Below are 17,865 nucleotides of genomic sequence, written 5' to 3' on the forward strand. Positions count from 1 at the left end.
CTGATTGGTAGCCATAAGCAAACTTGATAGACTAGAACATATTACCTTCATTCCGGGCGGAGTTAGTCATCCGTTATGGGCGGTCTTAGCCCGTCGATACCGATTGACACCAAAAATGACTAACCCCACTCCCCCGGCAATCGCTACGTCGCGGGCTTCCCGTCCAGCGCTGTTGCTGAGCAACCAGGCACAAAGTAACACCGCCAATGCCGAAACGACCAGCCCACCTGCTACCTGAAACTGCGCCATTGGCACGTCAGTACGAAGACGCAGTATGGGGACAGCCGCACAAGTCAGGGCAAAATAGGCGAGTCGAATCAGCGTACTGAGCGTCAGCGCGTATAGAAACGTACCTGTTATAGCCAGTAGGAGTTGCAACGCAGCCGTTAGGAGAATCGCTACGTAGGGCGTTCGAAAACGGGGATGTGTCTGGGCTAACCAGTCCGGCAATTGTTTTTGTTCGGCCATTGCAAACAGCAGGCGAGGCCCCGTCAGCATCAGCGCATGAAGCGTGCCCATCGCCGTAATCAACGCTACTATCGTGATAAACAAAGCCCCACCCGGTCCAATAAAGTGACCGGCGGCATCGGCGAGTGGACGTTCGGAATGGGTTAGATCGGGTAATGTGCCAATGCAGACAAGCTGTACAGCGATAAACAGCACAGCTACGGTTCCGATGGAAACCAGCAACGACAAGGGTACTGTCCGCTGGGGTTGCTGGACCTCCCCCGCCGGTATGGCCGCGACATCGAAACCCGAAAATGTGAAAATAAGGAGCAATACCGCCTGTGAAAAGGAGGTATACCCAGGAAATTCGGGAAACGTAAAGGCAGCCGTATCGATAAAAAATAAGCCCACAATGGCGAAAAGACCAATCGTCAGTAATTTGCTGACGGTAAACACGGTATTCACCCGCGCCGACCGCTGCACACCCACGTAGTTTATACCGGTTACACCAACAATAAGCCCCGTTATCAGACTTGCCCGCTCCCAGCCGCCCGCCAATTGGGGTCTGAAAAGGGCTGCGTAACTAACGAACAGGTTGCAAATAGACGCAAAGGCCGCCATGCGCGATAGCCAGAACAACCAGCCGACCTCAAAGCCAACCAGCGGTCCGAAGGCAACCCGAGCATACAGATACGGACCGCCCGTAGCACTGAATCGACTGCTCACCTCGGCAAAACAAAGGATAATCAGGATCACGACCGTCGCACTGACAACGTAAGCGAGTAAACTCCAGACACCAATCAGCGCATATAGTTTCGCAGGCAACCCCAGGATACCCGCGCCAATGGTGATGTTGATAATGAGCGCGATGAAATCGAACCGGTTGATACCCCGGAGTAGTCGGGAAGATGAATCCGTCGTGTGTGCCACCCCTATGTTGATTTAATCGATTGGTTCATCTACCGGAACTCTGCTGCTTCATTGAACAAAAGCACTCCAGGTTTTGTGGCTAACCTACGAAAAAGTCTTATAAAGTCGGTTTGGCATACACGCTATGTTCAATCAACATAGGTAACGTCGTGTTCTCATACACCGATAAATTCGCATCGCGAACCTGTAACATAATGGGTCGGATGGTACACGTTTCTTCATCTGCACAATCATCGCAGCGAACGTAGAAATTCAGCGAGACGCAGGCTGTTGGCGCAATCGGTCCATCGATAATGCGCACGACCTGTGCCAAATTAACCCGTCCCGGATCAACACGTAGCAGATACCCGCCCCCTTTTCCCTTCTGACTCTGGAGGATACCATGATTACGCAGTTCCAGCAGGATAGCCTCTAAAAACTTTTTAGGTATATTTTCTTTGGCTGAAATGAAGGAAATCAACACTGGCCCTTTCCCATATTCTTCGGTAAGAACTTTTAAGGCTTTAATCGCGTATTTAGCTTTTTTCGAAATCATAGTATTGATCTAGCTTCCAGATGCAGTAGATGGGACGTAAAAGGCCAAATATAAGCTACTTTTCTATAACTCTCCTACTTCTATAGATATTATTCTCATAAAGACTATCCACTCTCTAAATACGAAAGCCCCTACCGTTTCCGACAGGGGCTTTCATATATAAATTAAAGTATTCCGGTAAATCCCGGTCTTACTTCACTTCTTCGTACGGTACATCCGATACGTTGTCACCGGCTGGCTGGCCCTGGCCGTTGGCCGAACCATTGCCGTTGCCGCCAAAACCAGCTCCGTCCGTTGGGTTGGCACTGGCGCCATCTGCGGCACCGGCGCTATACATTTCGGTCGAGGCCGTTGCCCAGGCAGCGTTCAACGCTTCGAGGGCTGTGTCGATGGCAGTTATATCGCGGGCACCGTGTGCCGTGCGAAGTTTAGCCAGCGCATCTTCAATCGCCGTCTTGTTACCAGCCGACAGTTTATCGCCGTATTCTTTCAGCTGCTTCTCGGTCTGGAACACCATTGAGTCGGCCGCGTTGACTTTCTCAACCGTTTCGCGTTCCTTCTTATCCGCTTCTTCGTTGGCTTTGGCTTCTTCGCGCATCCGGGTGATTTCAGCGTCGGTCAAGCCGCTCGATGCTTCGATCCGGATTTTCTGCTCTTTACCCGTGCCTTTATCTTTGGCCGTTACGTGCAGAATACCGTTGGCATCTACGTCGAACGTTACTTCAATCTGAGGAACACCTCGTGGTGCTGGTGGAATATCGGACAGGATAAACCGACCTAATTGACGGTTCTGAGCTGCCATTGGGCGCTCACCCTGCAGGATGTTAATTTCCACGCTTGGCTGATTGTCCGAAGCTGTTGAATAAACTTCAACTTTCTTGCTTGGGATCGTCGTGTTAGCGTCCACCATTTTGGTAAATACGCCACCCATCGTTTCGATACCCAGCGATAGCGGAATCACGTCGAGCAACAGTACGTCCTTCACTTCACCCGTCAGTACACCACCTTGAATAGCAGCACCAATGGCTACGGCTTCATCAGGGTTAACGGCTTTCGAAGGCTTCCGGCCGAACAGTTTTTCAACTTCTTCCTGCACTTTCGGAATCCGGGTCGAACCACCCACTAGAATAACTTCGTCGATCTGGCTAGCCGACAGACCGGCGTTTTTCAGGGCACGACGGCAAGGTTCCAGGCTCCGCTGAATCAGCGAATCGGCTAATTGCTCGAACTTGGCCCGGCTCAATGTCCGTACTAAGTGCTTGGGAATACCATTCACCGGCATGATATACGGCAGGTTGATTTCCGTCGAGTTCGAGCTCGATAGTTCAACTTTTGCCTTTTCAGCGGCTTCTTTTAAGCGTTGCAGGGCCATTGGGTCCTGACGCAAATCTATTGCTTCGTCTTTCTTGAACTCATCGGCAAGCCAGTCGATGATCACCTGGTCGAAGTCATCACCGCCGAGGTGCGTATCACCATCGGTCGATTTTACTTCAAACACCCCATCACCCAATTCTAGAATCGAAATATCAAACGTACCGCCACCAAGGTCAAATACGGCAATTTTCTGATCGTGGTTGGTTTTATCCAGACCATAGGCTAAAGCAGCAGCGGTTGGCTCATTGATGATCCGTTTTACATCCAGACCGGCAATCGCACCCGCTTCTTTAGTAGCCTGACGCTCCGCATCATTAAAGTAGGCAGGAACCGTGATAACGGCTTCTGTAACCGTTTGGCCAAGGTAGTCTTCAGCCGTCTGCTTCATCTTTTGCAGAATCAGCGCGGAAATCTCCTGGGGTGTATATTGACGATCACCGATACGTACACGGGGTGTACTGTTCGGACCGTTTTCTACGTCGTAAGCGACATTTTTAATTTCGTTCGTTACTTCACTATAGCGTTTACCCATGAAACGCTTAATCGAAGAAATCGTATTTTTTGGGTTGGTGATGGCCTGGCGTTTGGCGGGTGCACCGACTTTACGTTCGCCGTTGCCGTTGTCCATAAACGCGACCACAGACGGTGTAGTCCGGGCTCCTTCGGAGTTGGGGATTACAACCGGCTCGTTGCCTTCCATCACGGCCACGCACGAGTTCGTGGTGCCTAAGTCAATACCAATAATCTTTCCCATAACTTGGTTTAGTTTCTTGTATGCTGTGGTTAAAACTGACAGACATGTTCTATCTAACAATACAGATGCCAGCCCGAAAAATTGATTGATTTGCTGTCAGATTGGCAGAAGATACGTTACAAAGGGCCATATTGGCGCGTAATGTAAACTTATAGCACAAATACATGACAAATCTCGCCGACTGGCATTCATTATGGAAAGGCCAGGCAACGAGACGCCATACTATTACGGCAATCAACTCTTTATGTTCGTCCCTGAACGATAAGCGTGGCGAACGGAAAAGTCCCGTCGTAATCACCTACCTACTACTGGGTGATTACGACGGGACTACGTACTATTTCTACAAAGAATTTATTTGACGTGTGCGGGATTACTTGCCAAACAAGCCACCCAGCATACCGCCAAGACCACCTCCGCCACCAGTCTGTTGACCAGCAACCCGCATCAGGTCGTTCATATCCAGTTTGCCATCTGCCATAGCAGAACCGGCCATACCCATCCAGTCAACGCCTTGCTGACCCGTTGCGGCTCCCATAATCGAATTACCATCGACACTGGAATCATTCGGATCAGCCGCTTTGTGCATCAGTTTACTCAATACCATCGGCACCACGGCACTTGCGACCGACATAGCTACCTGGGGCGAAATACCCAGTTTCTCCATTAGGTTTTGTTCAACATGCTGCTGAACGCCCTGTGTTACGGAGCTTTGCTGCACATTGCCACCATTAACGACCATCCCAAGCAAATTACCAAGACCACCACCCTGCGCCTGTTGCCCCAGGCCACTCATGATGCTGCTGGCAACCGTTTGCATGACACTGTCATTTTGTGCATTAGGAATAGCGGGATTATTGATTACCGCCTGGCCCGCGTGTTGCTTGACCAGATTCATTAAGGTTTCTAACATGATAATAAAGGTTTGTATTGAGTTTAACGGATAAGAATTGTAACAATCCGCACTAAAATGATATTGATTACATACTTAACCCATAATTGGTTAATTTGTCTTGAATCTGCCGGTATATATGACGAACGAAGAACCTAGAAGTAGCGATCCTATTGCAGATACTACGTCCTTTAGCGAACAAATCAGCCCCTTTCTAACGGGATTACTCTACCCAAGTGAATCCGACGAACCCCTGGCACCCATAACCTGCTATCTCAAACAGGCTGAGCCCTTGACGGTTAGCCAAATTAAAGATTGGCAGATGCTGCCGCCTTCCATATACGTGGAAGAAATGCCAGAAAATGACTTTTGGGAGCCAGTTACCAATGAACAGGATTGGTATACGGATGAGGAGAAAACCCGAACGGCCAAATTCCAACAACTCAAGCAGTTTTTAGAAAAAGAATTGACCGTGCGGCAGGTGTTCCTGGTGGGCGAGACGGAACTGGACGCCTATTTGCTGGGCCGCCAGGCTGATGGCGAACGGGTAGGGATCAAGACAAAAATCGTGCAGACGTAGTGCGGTTTTCCGTATACGGTACTGCTTTAAAACAACAAAACCCCGGCTCATCACCGGGGTTTTATATAGTCAGTTCTGTTTACTTCACTTGTTCAACAACAGCGGCAAAGGCTTCCGGGTGGTTCATGGCTAGATCGGCCAATACTTTCCGGTTTAGTTCGATGCCTGATTTATTCAGTGCACCCATAAATGCCGAATACGATAGACCGTGAATCCGGGCACCAGCGTTGATTCGTTGAATCCAGAGACCCCGGAAATCACGCTTTTTGGCTTTTCGGTCACGATAAGCGTATCCTAAGCCTTTTTCGACGGCGTTCTTGGCAACCGTCCAAACATTTTTACGCCGACCAAAGTAGCCCTTGGCCAACTTCATTACTTTTTTTCTACGTGCCCGTGAGGCTACGTGATTGACTGAACGTGGCATTGTTTGTTACTTGTTTTTTGACGACGGGCGGAAGAAGAACGTAGCGTGTAGAATAAATAGTGACGAGTAATCTTTTCGTTAACTACCATTCATCATGCATCATTCATCAGTCTCTTTTTAGCCCGGCCTCGGGTGAAACGTGAAACCAGGACGCAACTGCGTCCTTTGCGATGCTACACAACAAGTTTCATTGTGCTCATCTTTTAATGCTGACTAGATGTTCAACAGCGCTTTGATACGACGCTCATCAGGGGCAGCAACCAGCGTGTCGTGCACTAAATTGCGCTTCTGCTTGGTTCCTTTTTTCGTCAGGATGTGACTGTGGAAGGCGTGCTTCCGTTTGATTTTTCCGGTGCCAGTCAGCTTGAAACGCTTCTTGGCAGCCGAGTTTGTTTTTACTTTTGGCATTGCAGTAACCCGCTTTGTACGGAAATTTAAGTAAACAGGGCGCAAAGATACAAAAAAAAGCTCATAATCAGCAGATCATTGTTATTCGTATAAAATGTTACAGATACCTAGTTGGGCTGATGACAAAGGCTATAAACCAACGTCAAAAACCCTGTTCCGATTTTCGCTGGAACGAATCGAAACAGGGTTATAAAATGAGGTAGTCGAGCAGAAGCAACGCTTGTTTTAGCGCTGCCAGTGGCTCATAGGTTATTTTTTAGGAACAACCACTTTCGGCGACAGGAACATACTCATGCGCTTGCCTTCGAGTTTGGGTTCGGCTTCAATCTTGCCGTAGTCTTCCAGTCCTTTAGAGAAGCGCTCCAGCAGTTGAAAGCCCCGGTCTTTAAAGACAATGGCCCGGCCAACAAACTGAACGTAGGCTTTCACCTTCGCCCCTTCTTTAAGGAAGTTAATAGCATGTTTAAGCTTAAAATCGAAGTCGTGATCGTCGGTGTTGGGACCGAAACGAATCTCTTTAATAACAACCTTTGTGGCGTTAGCCTTGATCTCTTTCTGCTTTTTCTTCTGCTCATATTTGAACTTGGAGTAGTCCACAATACGACAGACGGGCGGAACAGCATTGGGCGACACCTCAACCAAGTCGAGGTTTTGCGCTTTGGCCATTGCCTGCGCCTTACTTATTTCGTAGATTCCCTGCTCTACATTTTCACCGACCACCCGCACTTCGCGGGCCAGTATGCGCTCATTGACTTTGTAGGGTTCTTCAACCACGCGACGGGGTGGTCTGCGCTGGGGTAATGCCATAAATTGTGTTTAGCGTAACAAATGTTTGAAACTGACGTTTTAAGGTCGTTTGGATAACGTACCCACGTCTAAAAAGTTCGGAAAACTATTTAAAATACTGGTTATAATCAATAGTAATCCGCCGATAGTTGATCGAATGAATACGTCATAATCAACTATCGACGGACGACTGATAATTAAATCCTTACATCTTCACTTCAGCTTTGAACGTATTGATAAACTCATCTACGCTCATACTTCCCAAATCGCCCTGGCCTTTTCGCCGGATCGATACTTTGCCATCGGCGGCTTCCTTCTCACCAACAATCAACATATAAGGCACTTTATTCACTTCGGCATCGCGGATTTTACGACCAATTTTCTCGTCGCGCAAATCGACAAACCCGCGAATGTCCTGCTCCTGTAAGGTAAAAAACAGATCATTTGCGTAGCTTTCATATTTTTCCGAAATCGGCAGGATGGCAATTTGATCCGGTGAAAGCCAGAGGGGGAAATTACCGCCCGAATTCTCAATCAAAATCGCGATGAACCGCTCCATCGAACCAAAAGGTGCCCGGTGAATCATTACAGGGCGATGCTTTTGATTATCAGCACCAATATATTCTAACTCAAAGCGATTCGGCAGGTTATAATCCACCTGTATCGTACCCAACTGCCATTTCCGGCCCAGGGCATCACGAACCATGAAATCAAGCTTGGGACCATAGAAAGCCGCTTCGCCCAACTCCGTTACCGTGCGCAGGCCTTTTTCAGCGGCTGCTTCAATAATAGCCGACTCCGCTTTTTCCCACAACTCATCGGAACCGATGTACTTCGTGTTATTCTCCGGGTCACGTAGCGAAATCTGAGCGCTGTAGTCATCAAATCCAAGTGATTTAAAGACATAAAGCACCAGGTCGATCACCTTCATGAACTCGTCTTTAACCTGATCGGGGCGACAGAATATGTGCGCGTCATCCTGGGTGAAGCCCCGTACGCGCGTTAACCCATGCAATTCACCCGACTGCTCATAACGATATACAGTCCCAAACTCAGCCAGCCGCAACGGCAGATCACGATACGAACGCGGCTTGGTTTTGTAGATCTCGCAGTGATGCGGGCAATTCATGGGTTTCAGCAAAAACTCCTCGTTCGGATCGGGCGTTTTGATTGGCTGGAACGAATCTTCGCCATATTTTTCCCAGTGACCCGATGTGACATACAGTTGTTTACTACCAATGTGGGGTGTAACAACCTGCAAATAACCCGCCCGCGATTGTGCTTTTCGCAGAAAATTCTCCAGCCGCTCACGCAACATTGTGCCTTTCGGTAGCCATAAAGGAAGCCCGGCTCCTACTTTCTCCGAAAACGCGAACAGTTCCAGCTCTTTACCCAACTTACGGTGGTCCCGCTTTTTAGCTTCTTCGAGCAGGTACAGGTATTCGTCGAGTTCTTTTTGTTTAGGATACGTAACGGCGTAAATCCGGGTCAGCTGCTTATTTTTTTCATTACCGCGCCAATAAGCGCCGGCTACGTTCATCAGCTTAGCGGCCTTGATAAAACCCGTGTTTGGGATGTGTGGCCCGCGGCATAAATCGGTAAAGTCGCCCTGGGTGTAGAACGTAATGGTTCCATCGTCCAGACCTTCGAGCAGGTCGAGTTTATAGGGATCGCCTTTCTCCTCAAAATAGGCGACCGCATCGGCTTTGCTCATTGGCTTGCGGATGTATTGCTGTTTCTGACGGGCCAGTTCGAGCATTTTGTCCTCTACTTTCTTGAAGTCTTCCTGCGAAAATGGCTGTCCGCCGAGGTCGACATCGTAGTAAAAGCCCGTTTCAATAGCCGGTCCAATACCGAACTTCGTGCCGGGGTACAAGGCTTCGAGCGCTTCAGCCAACAAGTGAGCTGATGAATGCCAGAAGGTGGCTTTCCCTTCGGCATCATTCCACGTCAGAAGCTGCACATTGGCGTCCTCATCAATGGGTCGAGTAGCATCCTGGACGACGCCGTTCACTTTGGCAGCCAGTACGTTACGAGCCAGCCCTTCGCTAATTTGGGTAGCAATATCCAACCCGGTACTACCTTTGGGATATTGCCGAACGCTACCGTCGGGCAGCGTCACGCGGATTTGTTCGTCCTGCGCAATCATACTTGTACTTATTTATTTGTGGGCACCCGCAGCTTACCTACAACTGTAAGCCACTTACTTTTTGATATATAATGTAATGAATAGACATACATCATGTATCCTACTTTATACATCAATTCAACGGTTTTACGGTTCGCCGAAGCGAATCGCCTGACCTGGATGTAACCTTTGTTTTCGGCTGGATCGTCATAATACGAACACGGGTCGTATCTATTTCGGTTCGCTTTCTGGCTGTCTGCACCTGTTCGTCAGGCGCATCCGGCAAAAGTAATGAGTTATATGAATTTTGCGCGTATTGTCGCCGTCTCGAGCGCCATAAACCTGCGGCAGCCTGCCGATCCGCTACGTTCTGCTGGGTCGCTTTCGTATAGGCAGCAATGGCCTGATCATACTGGGCCATTTGCTCAAAGCAATAGCCAATATACGTAAAGATACGTGGAAACTGGGGGCGCAGTTGCTGCACTCGCTGATAATTGGCCTGAGCGGCATCATACCGGCGGTATTTCTGGTTGATCAGTCCCATCTGAAAAAAAGCCTGGTAGTAATTCGGCTGTACCTGTACGGTTTGCTGGTATGAAGCAATCGCACTATCAAGCTTGCCTTCTACGTGGTAAATCAAGCCCCGTCCGTAGTAGAGTCTGGGATTATTAGGGAAATACTGCAAGGCTTGCCTGTTGTAAATAAGCGCCGAATTTGGGTCGCGCAATACGCGATAAATGGAGGCTAGCTGATTGTACGTCTCCAGATAGCGGGGCTTAAGCCGAAGCGACTGCTGATAAAGGGCGAGCGCCTGTAATGTATCACCCTGGCGAGCAGCCATCAGCCCTTTAAAAAAATACGCTTCACCATCGTATGGTGCCATTTGAAGGGCTTTTGCTACGTATAACTTCGCCTTGTCGAACTGATTCTGTTGCTGCAGCAAATCACCCTGCAATGTGTATAATTCAGGGGTATCAACACCCAGAATTTCAGCGCGCTGTGCATTCTGAAGCGCTCTATCGGGTTGGTTCAACGCCCGCAGAATCTGCGCGCGGGTCAGGTAATAGAACCCGGCATTATCATTTCGGCTAATGGCTTCGTCGATATCGGCAAGGGCATCAGTTATCCTTCCCATCGATAACAGGATAATGGCCCGTTTAGCGTAGGCCGACGCAGGTGACGATTGATTTATAGCGTGCGTTAACGCGCGCAACGCCCCTTCCGTACGACTGCTGTCGCCGGGCTTCGGGAAATCCGGTATGCTGGCAGTCTGCCGATTATCGCTCCCACAGGAAAATAGTAAAAGCGAGAGAGTGAATGAGCAAAAGAGCGAACGAAACTTACGCCAACCTTCCGCCCAAACGGGTTTTTGCGCTTTCATAAACTCGACGCGAACCGATAAAATACGCCCAAAGGTAATCGTTTGTGTGCCTGATCGGCCACGAACAGCTCGCCCCATTCGGAGTTCGGTACGTTGCCAAACGTTTGCTGCATGAGGTTCTCTAAAATGAGCGATGAGAACCCGAGTGAGTACAGATTTATGATGAAGAAAAAATCGGTGCGGTCGAGTAAATCAGCACAGGATTTGAGCAGCTCATTGAGCTGTTCTTCAAGTACCCACTTTTCCCCATCGGGACCACGGCCGTAGGCGGGTGGGTCCAGAATGATGCCGTTATACTTGTTACCCCGCCGAACCTCGCGTCGAACGAATTTTACGGCATCTTCAACCACCCAGCGAATGTTATCCAACTCGCTATGATCCATGTTTTCCCGCGCCCAGCTAATCACAGGCTTCACGGCATCAACGTGGGTTACGTCGGCTCCTGCCTGACGAGCCGCCAGCGACGCCCCGCCCGTGTAGGCAAACAGATTTAATACTTTTGGCCGGGGTACATTCTCCGAAATGGTTTTTATTCTGTCGTGGATAAAAACCCAGTTGTCAGCCTGCTCAGGAAACAAACCTACGTGCTTAAACGTCGTTAGTGCCAGTTTAAACTTAAGGTTTAAGCCATCCTGCTGAAATTTAACGTACCATGGATCGCGCATATCAGGCGTCGTTTGCCAGTCACCTCGTTCTGGCGACTGCCGGTCGCGCCGAAAAATGGCATGCGCCTGGCGTTCCCAATCCGAATCAGACAGCGATTTGTCCCAGATAGCCTGTGGTTCTGGCCGGGCCAGGATAAACTCACCAAAACGTTCGAGTTTCTGAAAATTACCCGAGTCGATCAGTTCATATTGAGACCAAATCCTGGGCGTAATTAATTGAATGTCATCCATATGCTTCTAATTATGAATGATAAATTATGAATTATTTTTTAGCATACTAATTCATAATTTATCATTCATAATTCATAATTCTCTTTCTGTCCCATTTTTAAAATCAGCTCAAATTCATCGGGACGGACAGGCATGACTGACAACCGCGACTGCCGGATAAGGCTAATGTTTGCCAGCAGCGGCTCCGCTTTAATAAGAGCGAGTGGAACAGGTTTGTCGAAGACCATTATCGGTTCAAGATCAACAACCACCCATCCAAATTTGGCTTGTGCCGGATCATTGGTTACCGTAGGATCGGGATAGGCTTCCTGTACTACTTTCGCCAACCCAATAACACCAGGTTTGATAACACTGTGATAAAACAAGACCTGATCGCCCAGTTGCATGGCTTTCAGATTATTACGTGCCTGGTAGTTACGAACGCCTTCCCAGATGGCGCGCCCTTGTTCAATAAAGTGATGCCACCCGTAATGATCGGGTTCAGATTTGACGAGCCAGTAGTTCAAACTAAGCGAAAAATGTAGAGTGAAAAGTGAAGAATAAGGTAGAGAAGCTATTTTTCACTATTCACTCTACATTATTCACTGTTTTTTCAATAATAATCGTCGTGTTCCTGACTGCTGCCGAACGGTGAGCCATATTCATCGGTATCATCGTCGTAGCGGGAAACAATTCCTTTCGACGCCAGTGCTTTCTGAAGGATCATAATCTGACCCGTATGATACATGTCGTGATTGATGATCCCATGCAACATGTCGTAGTACGTATAGTCACGACCGGGTACTACATCCTCCAGGAACTCGTCGTCGTCGCGCTTATCCAACTCGTTAATAAGTTCTTCCTGACTTAAACTCAGTTCCATTTCGAGAGCTTCCCACTCAAAATCATCAATTTTATCGGGTAATGCCCCAAAATTTTTATCGGGCGTCGTAATATCAAATTTTTCATCGCCCTGCATTTTCTTAACGCAGAAAATGCGCCAGCTGGTCATGTGAAAAACCAGCTCGGCAATGCTGTGGGTATTGGGAGAAATCCGTCGTCCGGCCATATCGGGCGTTACTCCCCGCAACACGTCAACGACGGAGGGACCATGCCAGGCTTCCTCTCCTTCGTATGTTGTGTTTAAAAGATCTATAATGCGGATTAGTTCGTCGTTGGGAATCATAAGTGAGTATGAATAAAGCGCAAAGGTAAATCAATATTGACAGGCTTCCGAAAAAAAAGCCACGGAAACGCTTTCTCTACTGCCGCCAAAACGACTATAACCTTGGGGTAAAAACAAAAATAGAGGAGCCTGTTTTCACGGTAAATGAGTCATACACATCGCCAGTTATATAACAAACAGCACCCCCAGAATAGCAGTTTACCTCCGCTCCAAATTACCTTTTTCTGGCTGCGGGCGGACAACATACACGTCGAGCAACGCGTAGGGACGAGCCAGATACTCCCGAATAAGGGTACGTAGTGAATAGCCATCGGGGACATCCTGAGCAGCAAAGGCGATGGCTTCCATCCCTTCATGATTGCCGATGTAGAGCGCGCGGGCGTTGTGGAAATTTTGGGAGATGATCGTAATTTTCTCCTGATTGAAAACGTCCTTACAACGTACTACTGAATCAAACGTGCGGTAACCCGCATAATCGAGCGTCATGACCGATGCAGGGACCCCAAGTTTCACCAATGCGCGCTGCATGTCTACCGGTTCATTATAATACTCTGAATCATTATTCCCACTCAGAATCAGGTACTTCACCTTGCCCTCTTTCCAGAGCCGGGCCGTAGCTTCCATCCGGTACCGGAAAAACAGATTTTCTTTACCAGTCCTGACAAATTTGCTGGTACCTAATACCAGACCAACCTCATTGGATGGTAATTCGCTAACGTTGAAATAGATTTGATTGCGTGTACTGCTAACCACCCACCAGTTGCAAATAAGCACGACCGTTGCCCCAATAAACAGGCATACAATACCGATTTTGATGGTCAGCTTGACCACCCGGACTCCCACAGCTTCCTGGGGCGGATCGTCGCTGTACTTAGTGGCCAAGGTCGTGTTCATTCATTTACAAGCTAAAATGCGGATTTTCGATTAGCCCAACCACATTACCAAAGGGATCTCTGATGGTTGCGGTCTTAATTCCATCGCCCACATCCTGAATGTCGGTGTGGGCAGTGGCACCTAAACTCATAAAGTGTTGCAAACCAGTTTCGATATTGGCAACACCCCAATACGTGATTGTACTGCCATCAGCAATTTGTGCAGCAGGATCGAGCCCCAACTCATAGCCTCCCACGTTAAATCCTACGTAGAATGGCTGGTCGAAGTAAGGTTCAATGCCTAATGCCTTCGCATACCACTCTTTTGTGCTACTAAGATCCGGAGCCGCGTAAAGTACCGTTCGTAATCCTAACAAGGGTTTATCCATCACGTAGTAAGCGTTTACTGCCTTATTTCTCTCAAGAAAACAAGCCTAACTGTACAGACTCCTTAGCCTCTGATTCCGTTGCAACTTCACCAATGGGTTCAATAATCAACGGAGCTTTAACCGACTCTTTGACCACCTTGGGCGCCAGTAGTTTAACTTCTTTCACTTTAACATAGGGAAGTTTGGTCCCCAAGGCTTTCCAGCCTCGTACATCAATGAAGCCTTCCGGTTCCAACACCATTTTCTCCAGGGGTCCCCGGTCTTTCACCTGGTGCTGAAGTTCAATACGTGGATGACTGTCAGCCGTTACGGCTAAAGCCTTCGACCCTTTTGTGTCGCCAATGAAGCTGAATTTCTTATCGATCGTTGTCGTCTCGACTTTAAACCGCTTCACATACCAGGCCTTCTGCGCAGCTTCGTAATATACCGCAGAGATCACCGTTTCAGGATCAAACTTCTGCAAAACAGCAATCTCATTCGGCTCGTATCGATTCGTAAGGTCAAAACTGGTCAATTCGTACTGGCCTTCTTTATACACCACTAAAATACTGTCTTTAGCGTCGAAGTTACCCAGTAATTTACCTCGCTCGTCCCGGTTAAGTCGTCCTAGGTGCTCGTCGTACCAGATATCGACACCACCAAGCGTCGATACGCCACCCGTTTTCTGCGTAATTTTCCGAACCGGATATTTCGTCAGAATATTACCCTGTGCCGACCGGTTTTTGATCGCAATGGACGCAAAATCAAAGTCGAACTGTTTGATCTTGGCCGAACTCTGCGCCGTCAGATTTACGGTAATGACTTCGGCTTCGCCGTTATCGTTCGCACTGAAATATGTCAGTTTCGATTTGGGGTTGCCCATCGTCAGATCGTACTCGCGGTCACGCGTAACGCCCGTGACGGGGAATCGCTTGGCCATCGAAATGCCCGACTTCCCGTCCAGATAAATCATATTATAAATCTTACGCTCGTCATTTTTCTTGAATACCGCTACGTAGACAATGTCCTTTCCGACAAACACCTTATCGGCCACTTTCACGACCATGCACTTGCCATCGCGCCGGAACACGATAATGTCATCAATATCCGAGCAATCGCTAACGTACTCATCTTTCTTCAGACCTGAACCGATGAAACCCCCTTCGCGGTCAACATACAGTTTCTGGTTAGCAGCCGCCACAACGCTCGCGGCAATGGTGTTAAACGCCCGGATCTCGGTTTTGCGTTCGCGGCCTTTGCCATACTTCTTTTGCAGATCTTTGTAATACGCAATGGCATAGCGCGTGATGTTAGCCAGATTATCTTCCGTCTCGGCCAGTTCCTGCTCCAGCCGACGCATTAACTCTTCCGCCTTGAAGCCATCGAACTTGGAAATCCGCTTGATTTTAATTTCTGTCAGGCGGATAAGATCATCCTGAACGATAGTCCGGTAAAACTGCTTTTTGAATGGTTTAAGCGCTTTATCAATCGTTTCAAGAACGGCCTCGAACGTTTCGCACTCTTCAATTTTACGATAAATCCGATTCTCGATGAAAATCTTTTCGAGCGAACTGTACAACAGCCGCTCCAATAACTCACTACGTCGAATTTCCAGCTCACGTTGCAGCAACTGCACCGTTTGATGGGTATTGACCCGCAGAATCTGCGAGACGCTGACAAAGTGGGGTTTGTCGCCGATGATCACGCAGGCGTTGGGCGAAATGGACACCTCGCAGTCGGTAAAGGCGTAGAGCGCATCAATCGTTACGTCGGGTGAGACACCGGGTTGCAAATGCACCAGAATCTCGACGTCCTTGGCGGTATTATCGACCACAGCTGCTACGTTCCGGCTCGGCGCTTTGATCCGTATTTTTCCTACCTCAGCCGCCTTCACAATCGAATCGATCAATTGTGAGGTCGTTATGCCATAAGGCACATCGCGAATGGCGAGGGTCTTCTTGTCAATTTCCTCAATTTTGGCCCGTACCCGCACTTTGCCACCCCGATGCCCATCGTTGTAATTACTGACATCGATATGGCCTCCGGTCTGAAAATCGGGGAACAGCGAGATCGGTTTATCCTTGAGAATATTGATCGAGGCCTCAATCAGTTCATTAAAGTTGTGCGGCAGGATTTTGGTTGAAAGCCCAACGGCAATACCTTCTACACCCTGTGCCAGCAGCAGCGGAAACTTAACGGGCAACGTAACGGGCTCTCGTTTCCGGCCGTCGTAGGAAAGTTGCCATTCTGTGGTTTTGTCGTTGTAAACAGCATCCTGAGCGAACTTGGAGAGCCGTACTTCAATGTAACGCGGAGCAGCCGCGCCATCGCCCGTCCGGACATCGCCCCAGCTTCCCTGGGTATCGAACAGGAGTTCTTTTTGACCAATATTGACCAGCGCTTCACCAATGGACGCATCGCCGTGCGGGTGAAACTGCATCGTTTGCCCGATCACGTTGGCCACTTTATTAAAGCGTCCATCGTCCATCTCTTTCAGAGCGTGCAGAATCCGGCGCTGAACGGGCTTCAGCCCGTCTTCTACAGCCGGTACGGCCCGTTCGAGAATAACGTAGGATGCGTAATCGAGAAAGTAATTTTCATATAGGCCCGACACGACCGTCTGATCATGCAGGGCCTGGGTAGGTGGTTCACTTGAGGCATCATTCAGCTCAACGGCGTCGGTCGGTACAGTTTCGTCGGCAGTTAACTCCGCGTCGGGCTGCAATTGATCGTCGTCCATTGGTAGTTCATTTTCTTCGTTTGTCATCGACTTGTTGCAGGAACTATTCCACTAGATTTATTGGCGGATGTGGAGAACGTTACGTATAGCGTTCGACTCCTTAAATATACAAAGAAAAGTTGAAAAAACAGGCACCAAAGGCTCAAAAAGGCCAATTTCGCTGACTACGTAGTTTCGTTGGTTTAATAGCCCCGTCCCAACTCTACTGCATTTTCCAACGGTTCCCCGGCGCGCAAACGACTGAAATTGCGCAGGAACTGCGTCACCTTCCCGGCATCTTCATGGGGCTGCCCTCCGCCCGTATGCTGCGTCAGCAAAACGTTCGGCAATGTCCAGAGCGGATTATCGGCCGGAATGGGTTCTTTAGCCGTTACGTCGAGTACAGCGCCGGCTAGTTTCCCCGCTTGCAAGGCCCTGATTAGGGCCGGCTCATCGGTGGTGGTGCCCCGCCCTACATTGGCATACAGGCTACCGGGTTTCATCGCCCCGATCAGATCAGCCGAATAGAACCCCACTGCCGTACCAGGCAGGCAATTGATAACAATATCCGTTTGCGGTAACACGGCCTTCAGTTGATCCGCCGTGTGTAAATCAGCATGGAGATCAGTACGGGCCAGCATCTTTATCTCGCAATTGAAGCCTCTCAGCATTTGGCGCATGGCCTGCCCAATGGTACCCGTCCCCAGAATAACCACCTCCTTATGACGTAGTGAATCCATACGCTCACGGATGGGGGCACCCACCCATTCGGACCGACTTTGCAGCACTGCCAATTCAGGAATACGCCGGTACATGGCTAAAATTCCCGCCAGCATGGTTTCAGCACAGGGCCAGGCAAAGTAATCGCCCATGTTGGCAATGGACGCCGTTAGCTGCACATGTTTGTAGCCATCGAACCCGGCCGAATCCAACTGCCAGAATTTCAGATTCGGCACAGGGTCGGTAAACCAGGCGGCAGGTGGATTACCCAGCACCATCTCCGCCGATTGAAACTCGGCCTGCTGCTGGTCGACGGGAAGATCATGCCGAAAAACGATCGTTATGGGTTCGGCGTCCTGATCAATTGAAAGTTGTTGCCGAAGTTCGGCTTTAAGCGAATCGTTGAGCGCACTATTAACAAAGAGTTTCATTCTATTTCTACGAAAAATCCACCAGTTTGGTTGCGTTTATTACTTTTGATTCCCGCCG

The 17,865-nt window shown here is 49.0% G+C and carries 18 protein-coding genes; 2 read left to right on the forward strand and 16 right to left on the reverse strand.

Annotation, left to right across the window (positions count from 1 at the left end; all coding sequences use genetic code 11):
• Positions 1-66: 66 nt before the first annotated feature.
• The 3 genes from ACYVEA_RS30445 to dnaK form a co-directional block, all read right to left on the reverse strand.
• Positions 67-1,377, reverse strand: coding sequence for an APC family permease (locus ACYVEA_RS30445; RefSeq protein WP_461117149.1), 1,311 nt, complete (start codon positions 1,375-1,377; stop codon positions 67-69).
• A gap of 97 nt (positions 1,378-1,474) precedes the next feature.
• Complete coding sequence (locus ACYVEA_RS30450) at positions 1,475-1,912, reverse strand: RrF2 family transcriptional regulator (RefSeq protein ID WP_461117150.1); 438 nt, start codon at positions 1,910-1,912, stop codon at positions 1,475-1,477.
• Between the two features lie 190 nt (positions 1,913-2,102).
• Positions 2,103-4,040: a molecular chaperone DnaK gene (gene dnaK, locus ACYVEA_RS30455; protein WP_461117151.1), complete on the reverse strand. Its 1,938-nt coding sequence runs from the start codon at positions 4,038-4,040 to the stop codon at positions 2,103-2,105.
• Between the two features lie 164 nt (positions 4,041-4,204).
• On the opposite strand from dnaK, the gene ACYVEA_RS30460 reads away from it, so the two are divergent.
• The gene (locus ACYVEA_RS30460) at positions 4,205-4,399 is read left to right on the forward strand and encodes a hypothetical protein (RefSeq protein ID WP_461117152.1); all 195 of its coding nucleotides are present in this window, start codon (positions 4,205-4,207) and stop codon (positions 4,397-4,399) included.
• A gap of 11 nt (positions 4,400-4,410) precedes the next feature.
• On the opposite strand, the gene ACYVEA_RS30465 is transcribed toward ACYVEA_RS30460, so the two are convergent.
• The gene (locus tag ACYVEA_RS30465) at positions 4,411-4,950 is read right to left on the reverse strand and encodes a hypothetical protein (protein WP_461117153.1); all 540 of its coding nucleotides are present in this window, start codon (positions 4,948-4,950) and stop codon (positions 4,411-4,413) included.
• A 118-nt stretch (positions 4,951-5,068) separates the two neighbouring features.
• Here ACYVEA_RS30465 and ACYVEA_RS30470 point away from each other — a divergent pair, with 118 nt between their 5' ends.
• Entirely contained in the window at positions 5,069-5,509 is a 441-nt protein-coding gene (locus ACYVEA_RS30470) for a nuclease A inhibitor family protein (RefSeq protein WP_461117154.1), read from the forward strand.
• A gap of 79 nt (positions 5,510-5,588) precedes the next feature.
• Here ACYVEA_RS30470 and rplT read toward each other — a convergent pair whose 3' ends face one another.
• The 12 genes from rplT to ACYVEA_RS30530 all read right to left on the reverse strand — a co-directional run bounded on the left by rplT (position 5,589) and on the right by ACYVEA_RS30530 (position 17,807).
• Positions 5,589-5,933: a 50S ribosomal protein L20 gene (rplT, locus tag ACYVEA_RS30475; protein ID WP_461117155.1), complete on the reverse strand. Its 345-nt coding sequence runs from the start codon at positions 5,931-5,933 to the stop codon at positions 5,589-5,591.
• Between the two features lie 213 nt (positions 5,934-6,146).
• Positions 6,147-6,341, reverse strand: coding sequence for a 50S ribosomal protein L35 (gene rpmI, locus ACYVEA_RS30480; protein ID WP_093832769.1), 195 nt, complete (start codon positions 6,339-6,341; stop codon positions 6,147-6,149).
• 249 nt (positions 6,342-6,590) lie between these two features.
• Positions 6,591-7,148 carry a translation initiation factor IF-3 gene (gene infC, locus ACYVEA_RS30485; protein WP_093832765.1) on the reverse strand — a complete coding sequence of 186 codons (558 nt, stop codon included), beginning with the start codon at positions 7,146-7,148 and terminating at the stop codon, positions 6,591-6,593.
• Between the two features lie 184 nt (positions 7,149-7,332).
• Positions 7,333-9,276 carry a threonine--tRNA ligase gene (gene thrS, locus ACYVEA_RS30490; RefSeq protein ID WP_461117156.1) on the reverse strand — a complete coding sequence of 648 codons (1,944 nt, stop codon included), beginning with the start codon at positions 9,274-9,276 and terminating at the stop codon, positions 7,333-7,335.
• Between the two features lie 112 nt (positions 9,277-9,388).
• Complete coding sequence (locus tag ACYVEA_RS30495) at positions 9,389-10,714, reverse strand: tetratricopeptide repeat protein (protein WP_461117157.1); 1,326 nt, start codon at positions 10,712-10,714, stop codon at positions 9,389-9,391.
• Positions 10,633-11,532, reverse strand: a complete 900-nt coding sequence (locus ACYVEA_RS30500) for a class I SAM-dependent methyltransferase (protein ID WP_461117158.1) — start codon at positions 11,530-11,532, stop codon at positions 10,633-10,635. The genes ACYVEA_RS30495 and ACYVEA_RS30500 overlap by 82 nt, the downstream gene beginning before the upstream one ends.
• Positions 11,533-11,597: 65 nt before the next feature.
• Positions 11,598-12,038: an EVE domain-containing protein gene (locus tag ACYVEA_RS30505; protein ID WP_461117159.1), complete on the reverse strand. Its 441-nt coding sequence runs from the start codon at positions 12,036-12,038 to the stop codon at positions 11,598-11,600.
• A gap of 86 nt (positions 12,039-12,124) precedes the next feature.
• A complete protein-coding gene (locus ACYVEA_RS30510; RefSeq protein WP_461117160.1) occupies positions 12,125-12,697 on the reverse strand; it encodes a DinB family protein in 573 nt (190 codons plus the stop codon).
• A 198-nt stretch (positions 12,698-12,895) separates the two neighbouring features.
• Entirely contained in the window at positions 12,896-13,591 is a 696-nt protein-coding gene (locus ACYVEA_RS30515) for a SanA/YdcF family protein (RefSeq protein ID WP_461117161.1), read from the reverse strand.
• A 4-nt stretch (positions 13,592-13,595) separates the two neighbouring features.
• Positions 13,596-13,958 (reverse strand): VOC family protein, encoded by a 363-nt coding sequence (locus ACYVEA_RS30520; RefSeq protein ID WP_461117162.1) that lies wholly within the window; start codon positions 13,956-13,958, stop codon positions 13,596-13,598.
• 31 nt (positions 13,959-13,989) lie between these two features.
• On the reverse strand, positions 13,990-16,704 hold the full coding sequence (locus ACYVEA_RS30525) for a DNA gyrase/topoisomerase IV subunit A (protein WP_461117163.1): 2,715 nt from the start codon (positions 16,702-16,704) through the stop codon (positions 13,990-13,992).
• Positions 16,705-16,859: 155 nt separating this feature from the next.
• Entirely contained in the window at positions 16,860-17,807 is a 948-nt protein-coding gene (locus tag ACYVEA_RS30530) for a D-2-hydroxyacid dehydrogenase (protein ID WP_461117164.1), read from the reverse strand.
• Positions 17,808-17,865 lie beyond the last annotated feature (58 nt).

The organism is Spirosoma jeollabukense, from assembly GCF_054777855.1.

Coding starts and splice junctions, on each gene's coding strand:
- ACYVEA_RS30525 (WP_461117163.1), bottom strand. CDS start 16,704: ATGACAAACGAAGAAAATGAACTACCAATGGACGACGATCAATTGCAG.
- dnaK (WP_461117151.1), bottom strand. CDS start 4,040: ATGGGAAAGATTATTGGTATTGACTTAGGCACCACGAACTCGTGCGTG.
- ACYVEA_RS30500 (WP_461117158.1), bottom strand. CDS start 11,532: ATGGATGACATTCAATTAATTACGCCCAGGATTTGGTCTCAATATGAA.
- infC (WP_093832765.1), bottom strand. CDS start 7,148: ATGGCATTACCCCAGCGCAGACCACCCCGTCGCGTGGTTGAAGAACCC.
- ACYVEA_RS30515 (WP_461117161.1), bottom strand. CDS start 13,591: ATGAACACGACCTTGGCCACTAAGTACAGCGACGATCCGCCCCAGGAA.
- rpmI (WP_093832769.1), bottom strand. CDS start 6,341: ATGCCAAAAGTAAAAACAAACTCGGCTGCCAAGAAGCGTTTCAAGCTG.
- ACYVEA_RS30520 (WP_461117162.1), bottom strand. CDS start 13,958: ATGGATAAACCCTTGTTAGGATTACGAACGGTACTTTACGCGGCTCCG.
- ACYVEA_RS30465 (WP_461117153.1), bottom strand. CDS start 4,950: ATGTTAGAAACCTTAATGAATCTGGTCAAGCAACACGCGGGCCAGGCG.
- ACYVEA_RS30530 (WP_461117164.1), bottom strand. CDS start 17,807: ATGAAACTCTTTGTTAATAGTGCGCTCAACGATTCGCTTAAAGCCGAA.
- ACYVEA_RS30510 (WP_461117160.1), bottom strand. CDS start 12,697: ATGATTCCCAACGACGAACTAATCCGCATTATAGATCTTTTAAACACA.
- thrS (WP_461117156.1), bottom strand. CDS start 9,276: ATGATTGCGCAGGACGAACAAATCCGCGTGACGCTGCCCGACGGTAGC.
- rplT (WP_461117155.1), bottom strand. CDS start 5,933: ATGCCACGTTCAGTCAATCACGTAGCCTCACGGGCACGTAGAAAAAAA.
- ACYVEA_RS30470 (WP_461117154.1), top strand. CDS start 5,069: ATGACGAACGAAGAACCTAGAAGTAGCGATCCTATTGCAGATACTACG.
- ACYVEA_RS30450 (WP_461117150.1), bottom strand. CDS start 1,912: ATGATTTCGAAAAAAGCTAAATACGCGATTAAAGCCTTAAAAGTTCTT.
- ACYVEA_RS30495 (WP_461117157.1), bottom strand. CDS start 10,714: ATGGGGCGAGCTGTTCGTGGCCGATCAGGCACACAAACGATTACCTTT.
- ACYVEA_RS30460 (WP_461117152.1), top strand. CDS start 4,205: ATGACAAATCTCGCCGACTGGCATTCATTATGGAAAGGCCAGGCAACG.